Here is an 8197-nt window from a genome sequence, read left to right as displayed (position 1 = left end):
TTAAAACTGAGGTTTTTTTATGGGAGTTTTTTTATTTAAAGCATTTTTATTTTTAAGCGATAATTATAATGATATTTTTTATTTAATGGTTTTGATAATGAACAAATATATATTAATATTCGTAATGATTCTAAACTCTGTAATGTTTGCTAATAATTTCAAAGTCATATCAAGACAGGGTACAGCTTCTGTAATAGTTAATGAAGAGTATGCTAATACTGATGTAAAAAAAAGATTTCCTGATGATTACTTCTCTATATCTACAAAAGAAGAATCATACATTGTAATAGATAATGGAGAAAAATCTATTATTCTTATGCCTAGTTCAAAACTGACATATGAAAATAATAAATTTACTTTGGAATCTGGATATATTTATATAAAAAGCAAGCATAATGATGATATTCAAATGACTATAACAAAAGATGATAAAGGCTATAACTTCAAAGGAAAATCTTTTGCAGTTGTATCTTATAATAATGAAATATCTGTTATAACATATAATAATGTCGTAAAAATTACTCCTGAAAACTCTTTAGGGGTAAGCTATTTTTTAGAACCGCATCATAAAACATCTATAATACCAACATTAAATGGTCCGTATAGAGTAACAGAAAATGAAAGAGCTCTAATTGAAAATGTTTCAAGACAATTAGAAAGTGAAGTTACAAGTCATCTAAATCAAGACATAGACAGATATAATTTTAAAATAATGGAAGGTACAAAAAACGAAAATACAATATACAGAGTAGTTCACCCTGAAAAAGGACCTAATATATTTTTGATAGTGCCTCATGGAAGTGAGAGAGTGGGTACTGATGTGGCTATAGAGAGAATTAATATGCCTATAAAAAAAGGAAGTCTTACTATAGTACCTATTGCTGTGCCTGAAGCATATAGAAAAAATACTAGAGCTATAGAAGGACAGGATATTAATAATAGATTCTTCGATAAAGAAATAAGTAGAACAGATACTGATAAATTGGCAAAAGAATATATGAATATGTTAGATGAATATGATATAGATGTTGTACTAACCCTTCATGAAGGAAACGGATTTAAAGAATTTTTTGGAGATTCTATTATATATGATACTAGAAAATTAGATGATAAAGTTATTAATGTATTAAAAAATATCAATTCAAGAATAGAACCTATGAAATTCAAATTTAGACAGATGTATTATCCTATGCCTACAACTATTACATTCTATGCCGCTAAAAAGAATATAGAATCATTTGGTATAGAGCTTACTAGAAATTTAGATTATGACAAAAAAAGAATAATAATGCACACAATATTAAGTGAGTTTTTCAAGATATACGGACTTGAATAATATTATAAATTTCAAAAAATATTTATATATTAATTAGTTTTTATCTGTTCTATACAAAATTACAATTTTAAAACAAGCTTGGGCGGGCGTTAAAAAAATCTATTTAAACAATAAAAAAACAAAAAATGAATACTGCATATTAGATTATAAATATAAATGGGCGGGGATGAAAAGAAATTAAAAAAGAAAATTTTATTTTAACTCCCCACCCTTTATATTCAATTATTTAAATTTGTATTTTCACTTAATTATATTTATAAATCTAATAAGAATTTTTAGTACCCACCCTAGTTTTTTTTAATTTGCAATCTCTATACCCGCATAAAATATATAAAAATACCTACCTATCTAAAGCAGGTATTTTTTATTAAGTCAGTTATTCAATTTAAAGAAACTCATCGCTCTTATGATATATAAAAAATACCTGCTAAAAGGCTCTGATAATAAATTATCAGACGCAGGTATTTTTTATTAAAGTCAATTACTCAATTTAAAGAAACTCATCGCTTCTTCTAATTCTCTGGCTTCATTTAAAAGAGAAACTGCTGCCGAAGCAGATTGCTCAACCAAACCAGCATTCTGCTGTGTTACACTATCCATCTGAGAAACCGCAACATTTACCTGATCAACCCCTGTCTGCTGTTCAACTGCTGTCTCACTAATATCACGCATTATATTAGAAGTTTCCTCTATCTTCTTCTCCAAATCCTCAAATATTTTCTCAGATTCCTTTGCTTTCTCTACCGATTTACTTATCTTATCATATATAACATTTATCAAAGCAGTAATATCTTTAGCTGAAGACTGAGAATTCTGTGCCAAATTCCTAACCTCACTTGCTACAACCGCAAATCCCTTACCCTGCTCGCCCGCACGTGCAGCTTCTACCGCAGCATTTAAAGCAAGTATATTAGTTTGAAAAGCAATATCCTCTATTACCTTTGTTATATTCTTTATTTTTTCACTATCCTCATTAACTTCTTCTATACTCTTAGTAGTTTCTAAAATAATAGAACCAGCATTCTTAATGGAATTCATAGATTCTTTCATCATATTATTACCTTCTATAGAATGTGAAGTAGAAGACTTTATTGTAGAAGCCATCTCCTCCATAGAAGATGCAGTTTCCTCAAGACTTGCCGCCTGTGCCTCTGTTCTTCTAGATAAATCAGAATTTCCATTTGAAAGCTCCTGTGCCGCTGAAGTAATTTTTATAGAAGAATCATTAACCTGAGATATTATTTCCATAAGTTTTTTACGCATTCCTCTGAAAGAATCGAATAGTACTCCTAATTCATCTTTTCTTCTATGATCATTAGATATATAAGTCAAATTTCCTAATTCTATTTCTTTTGCCTCTCTTATAATACTATTTATAAGTGCCATCAATCTTCCTATAAAGATATAAACAAATAAACAAAGCATTATAATAGCACATAGAGCAACCAATAAACTTATTAAAATCAATTCTCTATTTGTAGCATATATCTCGCTGTCAGACATAGTCATAGCAATTATCCAATTCATAGTTTCCATCCTATAATAATAACCTGTTCTTTTTTGATCATTATATGTATATGATAATGTACCTTTCTGCAAATTATTATCAAATACTGTTTTATAATCCTCAACTACACTTGAACCTATATCCTCATAGATATTATCCATTATACCTATCAAATTGGAATCTATAGTAATTAGTCTACCTGTCTTTCCAAGAGATATATCAGAAAAATAATAATCATGTATAAGTTTCCAATCCACTATAACAATTATAGCCCCCATTAAGTCACCTTCTAAACTTCTTATGCCTCCACCTAAAACCAATGAATTATCTCCAGTATCTTTAGACTTTATTATCTCTTCATCAAAAGTATATTCAAAATTATTTTTTTCTAAAATTGACCAAAAATTAGCCCTAGTTGCAGAAATATTATTTCCTATAGAACTTCCCAAAGAATCAGCTATAATGTTGCCATTCAAATCAACTACTGCTATATTGATAGAATATTCATTAGCACCATTAAATAAAGCCAAAGCATTAAGAACATCAGCCTCTGTTTTTTCATTTCTATTCAAAATAGAATTTATAACTGCAGGAGCAACTGAATAAGTTTTAGCTAGAGAAATTTGATCCATTAATATAGCATCGAACAATTTAGCAAATGATTGTACTGTATTTTCAAAGCCCTCAAATCTACTTTTAATTATACCCCTACTTGCAAAAGTAACTGCTATACTCAATATTATTGATATAATTAATACAAATGTAAATGATATTATAGCAGGAACTTTAAAAGATAAACTATGTATTTTTTTCATTGTCAACTCCAAATTGTGATAATATCAATTATATATTTTAACATACAATTATCAAATATAAATTATTCTTAATCGTCATTTTATATAATTTTATAATAAAAAAATAAAAATGTAAAAAAAAGTTCTATTTTTTTTACACTTTTTTTAAAAAATTTATATATTATTAATATAATAAAGTTGATTTGTATCTGATTTTATAAATTTTTTCTTCATAATTTACCTTAATAGTGGGCATAAAATTATGCCCGCTTGTTTTTTAGATCCTCCCCCACCCCCAAAAACATAAGAATATTATAATACATGTCATACATAAACATAAGGATATTGAAAATTTTTATTGTATTATTTAAAAATAGAGCGTTATTTTAGATATAAAAATTTGACATATTTATAGTCGCATGATATTATTAAATTAAAAGGAGGGGCAATTTATGAAGAAATTCATATTAAAAGATATAGCAGACATTAAAGTAGGTACTTCTATTTCAAGGTCTTCAGCAAAAAAGTATGAAAAAGGATATGAAGTTAATCTAATCAATCTAAAAGCTTTCGACAGTAAATCAATAGCCTATACTCCAAATAATAAAAACTATGATACTATACAAATCAAACAAAAAAATACTGATACTGTAAAAAGCAATGATATTATAATTAGATTGAGAGAGCCTTTTAACAGTCTAATAATAAAAGAGGATATTGATAATCATATAATAAGTTCATTAATGGCAAGCATAAGAATAAAAAATGAATTTCAGGAGTTATGTATACCTGATTTTTTAACTATTTATCTTAATGACAAAAAAGTGCAGAAATATCTAAAAAGAGAATCGAGAGGAACAGGAATAATATCTATAGGTGTTTTAGACATTGCAAATATTCAAATAGAGCTCCCTGATATAGAAAAACAAAATCAAATCATAGAGATGAACTCATTATTTGAAAGAGATATTTATATTCATAAAAGACTATTGGAATTGAAGCAAGTATTTTATAAAGAAGCTATGAATAGAATATTAATAAACTGATAATATATTTTATAAAGGAGAAATTAAAAAATGAAAACTACAAAAGAAACAGTTGAAAATATAGTTTGGAAGGCATGCGACACTTTCAGAGGATCAATAGACTCATCTATTTATAAAGATTATATATTGAGTATGCTGTTTGTGAAGTATTTATCCGATTTCGTTAAAGAGAAAACTGATGAATTGATAAAAAAATATAAAGATAATGAAGCAATTTTATCAAGAAGTTTAAAAAGATTAGATTATAAAATAAGTGAGACTTCAAGTTTCGATTATCTATATTCTATGAGGGAAGAAAACAATATCGGAGAAATAATAAACACTGCATTGCATGAAATAGAAAAACAAAATCAAAGTAAATTTGAAGGTATTTTTAATAACATAGATTTTAATGATTCAAATAAATTCGGAAATACAAAAACAAGAAATTCAATATTAAAAAATCTGCTTGAAGACTTTAATGATTCTGCCTTAAATTTAAGTCCTAGAGCATTAGAAAATAATGATGTTATGGGCGATGCTTATGAATATTTAATAAAAAACTTTGCAGGAGATGCAGGTAAGAAAGGAGGAGAATTCTTTACTCCACCTGAAGTATCTATGCTTATAGCAAAAATAGTAACTTTAAATATAAAGCCAGGAGTAAAAGTATATGATCCTACCTGCGGAAGCGGTTCTTTACTTGTGAAAGTATATAAAGAACTTGGAGGAGAAAACTGCACAATGTACGGGCAGGAAAAAAACAGCCAAACCTATTCATTATGCAGAATGAACATGTATTTGCATGAAATAAGGGATAAAGCTATGATTGAATGGGGCGATACAATAAAAGAGCCTAAATTTTTAGATAAAAACGGCAATTTAGAAAAGTTTGATATAGTAGCAGCGAATCCTCCTTTCAGTTTGGACAAATGGGGAGAGGAAAGTGCAGTAAAAGACCCTTACAATAGATTTAAATACGGTGTGCCTCCAAAGAGCAAGGGCGATTATGCTTTTGTACTTCATATGATAAACAGCATGTCAGAAAATGGAATCACTGCTGTTGTAATGCCACATGGTGTACTTTTCAGAGGGGCTAGCGAAGGAATAATACGAGAAAAAATCATCAATGAAAATTTACTCGATGCTATTATAGGGCTTCCGAATAATTTATTTTACGGCACTTCAATACCTGCATGCATTCTAATATTGAAAAAAAACAGAAAAGAGAAAGATATTTTATTTATAGATGCAAGTGCAGAATATGAGAAAGGAAAAAATCAAAACCGTTTACGCGATGAGGATATAGAAAAGATAGTCAAAGCCTACAGCAAAAGAAAAGACATAGAAAAATATTCTAAATTAGCAAGCCTAGAAGAAATCAAAGAAAATGAGTACAATCTCAATATACCTAGATACATTGACTCATTTGAAGACGAGGAGCATGTGGACTTGAAAACTATCAATAAAGAGATATCCGTATTGGAAAAAGAACGCGAAAATCTAAACAGCAAATTAGAAGATTTTTTAAAAGGTATAAAACTTTAAAAACATCTTTATTTGCGTGGCACACAGCGTGCCTTTGGCAAGTGAAAAACTGAAGTTTATAAAAGGAGATTTCATTTATGGAAAAAAATAATTTACCACAAAATAATTTATATCGTATAACAAGACTAGAACATTTAATTGATGATTTGGATAATGAAGTTATAACATTTTCTCATCCTACAGTATTTGAAGATGTAAAAGAATATAAAGAACTAGATTCTTACTTTGTACAATGTTGGAGTAAAACTTATGAAAGCCCTATGATGTGGGGAGAATACTCTAAAGACCATTTAGGAATAATGATTAAATTCAATTCAGAAAAATATAGAGAACCTATTATGCCAGGAGTATCAAATGATGGTATATTTAAGCCTTTCCCATTTGATAGTTATTGGCGTGATATGGAATATGATTATGAAGAATTTGAAAAACATGAAAATAACAATAAATTAGAATATTTATTCCATAAAAGAAAAGGATATGAATATGAAAATGAATGCAGGTGGGTTTTGGATTTAAATAAAAATAATTATTTATTAATAAAAAATAAAAATAATAAAGAAGTTATATATCCTAAAATCGTATCTACCTTTAATAATGGTAAATATTATAGATTTGTAAAATTACCATTTAAAAAAGATATATGGAATTTATTAATATCCGAAATAATCATAGATCCAAATGCTAATAATGATTATTTTGAATATGTATATGATCAACTATCCATAAGAATAAAAGCTGAAATAAAACGTTCTACTTTTAATGGAAAAACTGAAAAACTAAATATTAATAATATGTCTGGATTAAAAAAACTATATTATTTATCTAATGATATTAATATCAATGATATTGAAAAAGATCTAAACCCAATATCAAATTCAGAAGATATAAAACCATATATTTTATTAAAACATCGTAAAGCATTGCAAAATACACTAGTATTTGAAATTTTAGATATAAAAATTATAGATAAAATTTTAACATCTAAAGATATAATTTTAAATTTTTATTTAAGTAGTTATCTTATTTTAACTACATTAAAAAGAATATTTTTTCCAGGGGAATTTACAGATGAAGAATCAAGAAATAATGCTATAAACCTCTATACGGAATATTTTTTAATAATAATCAATTTTTCTCATGATCTAATATTACAAGATGTATACAATGGAAATGATAATAAACAATTTAATGAAAATAAAAAATTTTTAAATGAAAATAAAAATATAATAAAAAAAATTTGTATTTTTTTATTATCAAATAAAAAAATAGCTATGGATTATTTCTACTATTGGAAAAATTTATATATAGAATCTCTACAAACTCATTTATATAACTTAGAATGTGATTTAAGTGCATTACGTTCATACAGGGTAAAACAATCAGACATACATTATTTAGCTACTAATTTATATGGTTTTATCCATAATATAATAATGGAATATATTAGTACAAATAAATTAGATAACCAAAAGGAGCCCCAACAATGAAGCACCCACTCCCCGCAGGCTGGCAAGAATTACAAATTAAAGATGTATGTTTAATATATTATGGGAAAGGACTAGGAAAAAATAATATGGTAGATGGAGATATACCTGTTTATAGTTCTGGAGGAATAATAGGATACCATAATGAAAGTATAGTAAATTCAGAAGGCATAGTAATAGGTAGAAAAGGAAATGCAGGAAGTGTTTTTTACTCTGGTTCTCCATTTTTCTGTATAGATACTGCTTTTTATGTAGAGGCAAATAAGAATATTGATTTAAAATTTTTATATTATAAATTAATTGCATGTAAACTAGATAGATATAAAATAGATAGTGCAGTACCAGGTATAAATAGAGATACTATATATTCTATTTTTTTAACACTCCCACCCCTAGAGGAACAAAAACGCATAGCGGAAATTTTATCATTATGCGATGAAGTAATAGAGAACCTTATGAATTTAATAGAAAAAAAAGAGCTTTATAAGAAAGGTGTAATG

General features: G+C 27.0%; 6 protein-coding genes. 5 read left to right on the top strand and 1 reads right to left on the bottom strand.

The annotated features are described in order from the left end of the window. Window positions 1-97 precede the first annotated feature (97 nt). Entirely contained in the window at window positions 98-1336 is a 1239-nt protein-coding gene (locus Q1J76_RS10915) for a M14 family metallopeptidase (protein ID WP_300370185.1), read from the top strand. 477 nt (window positions 1337-1813) lie between these two features. On the opposite strand, the gene Q1J76_RS10910 is transcribed toward Q1J76_RS10915, so the two are convergent. Then, window positions 1814-3658 carry a methyl-accepting chemotaxis protein gene (locus Q1J76_RS10910; RefSeq protein ID WP_300370182.1) on the bottom strand — a complete coding sequence of 615 codons (1845 nt, stop codon included), beginning with the start codon at window positions 3656-3658 and terminating at the stop codon, window positions 1814-1816. 431 nt (window positions 3659-4089) lie between these two features. Between Q1J76_RS10910 and Q1J76_RS10905 the strand changes: the two genes are divergently transcribed. The 4 genes from Q1J76_RS10905 to Q1J76_RS10890 form a co-directional block, all read left to right on the top strand. Next, window positions 4090-4683, top strand: coding sequence for a restriction endonuclease subunit S (locus Q1J76_RS10905; RefSeq protein WP_300370179.1), 594 nt, complete (start codon window positions 4090-4092; stop codon window positions 4681-4683). Between the two features lie 30 nt (window positions 4684-4713). After that, window positions 4714-6210: a type I restriction-modification system subunit M gene (locus Q1J76_RS10900; RefSeq protein WP_300370176.1), complete on the top strand. Its 1497-nt coding sequence runs from the start codon at window positions 4714-4716 to the stop codon at window positions 6208-6210. 77 nt (window positions 6211-6287) lie between these two features. Further along, window positions 6288-7700, top strand: a complete 1413-nt coding sequence (locus Q1J76_RS10895; RefSeq protein ID WP_300370173.1) for a DUF2971 domain-containing protein — start codon at window positions 6288-6290, stop codon at window positions 7698-7700. After that, window positions 7697-8197: restriction endonuclease subunit S (locus tag Q1J76_RS10890; RefSeq protein ID WP_300370169.1), on the top strand; the 501-nt coding region annotated here is incomplete at its 3' end. The genes Q1J76_RS10895 and Q1J76_RS10890, both read left to right, overlap by 4 nt.

Source organism: Brachyspira sp., assembly GCF_029258575.1.
In the GTDB taxonomy this organism is placed as follows: domain Bacteria; phylum Spirochaetota; class Brachyspiria; order Brachyspirales; family Brachyspiraceae; genus Brachyspira.
This window is presented reverse-complemented; position numbering and strand designations above follow the sequence as displayed.

What these genes read in the sequence shown, in the direction of transcription:
- Q1J76_RS10905 (WP_300370179.1), top strand. Translation starts at nt 4,090, where the DNA reads ATGAAGAAATTCATATTAAAAGATATAGCAGACATTAAAGTAGGTACT.
- Q1J76_RS10895 (WP_300370173.1), top strand. Translation starts at nt 6,288, where the DNA reads ATGGAAAAAAATAATTTACCACAAAATAATTTATATCGTATAACAAGA.
- Q1J76_RS10915 (WP_300370185.1), top strand. Translation starts at nt 98, where the DNA reads ATGAACAAATATATATTAATATTCGTAATGATTCTAAACTCTGTAATG.
- Q1J76_RS10910 (WP_300370182.1), bottom strand. Translation starts at nt 3,658, where the DNA reads ATGAAAAAAATACATAGTTTATCTTTTAAAGTTCCTGCTATAATATCA.
- Q1J76_RS10900 (WP_300370176.1), top strand. Translation starts at nt 4,714, where the DNA reads ATGAAAACTACAAAAGAAACAGTTGAAAATATAGTTTGGAAGGCATGC.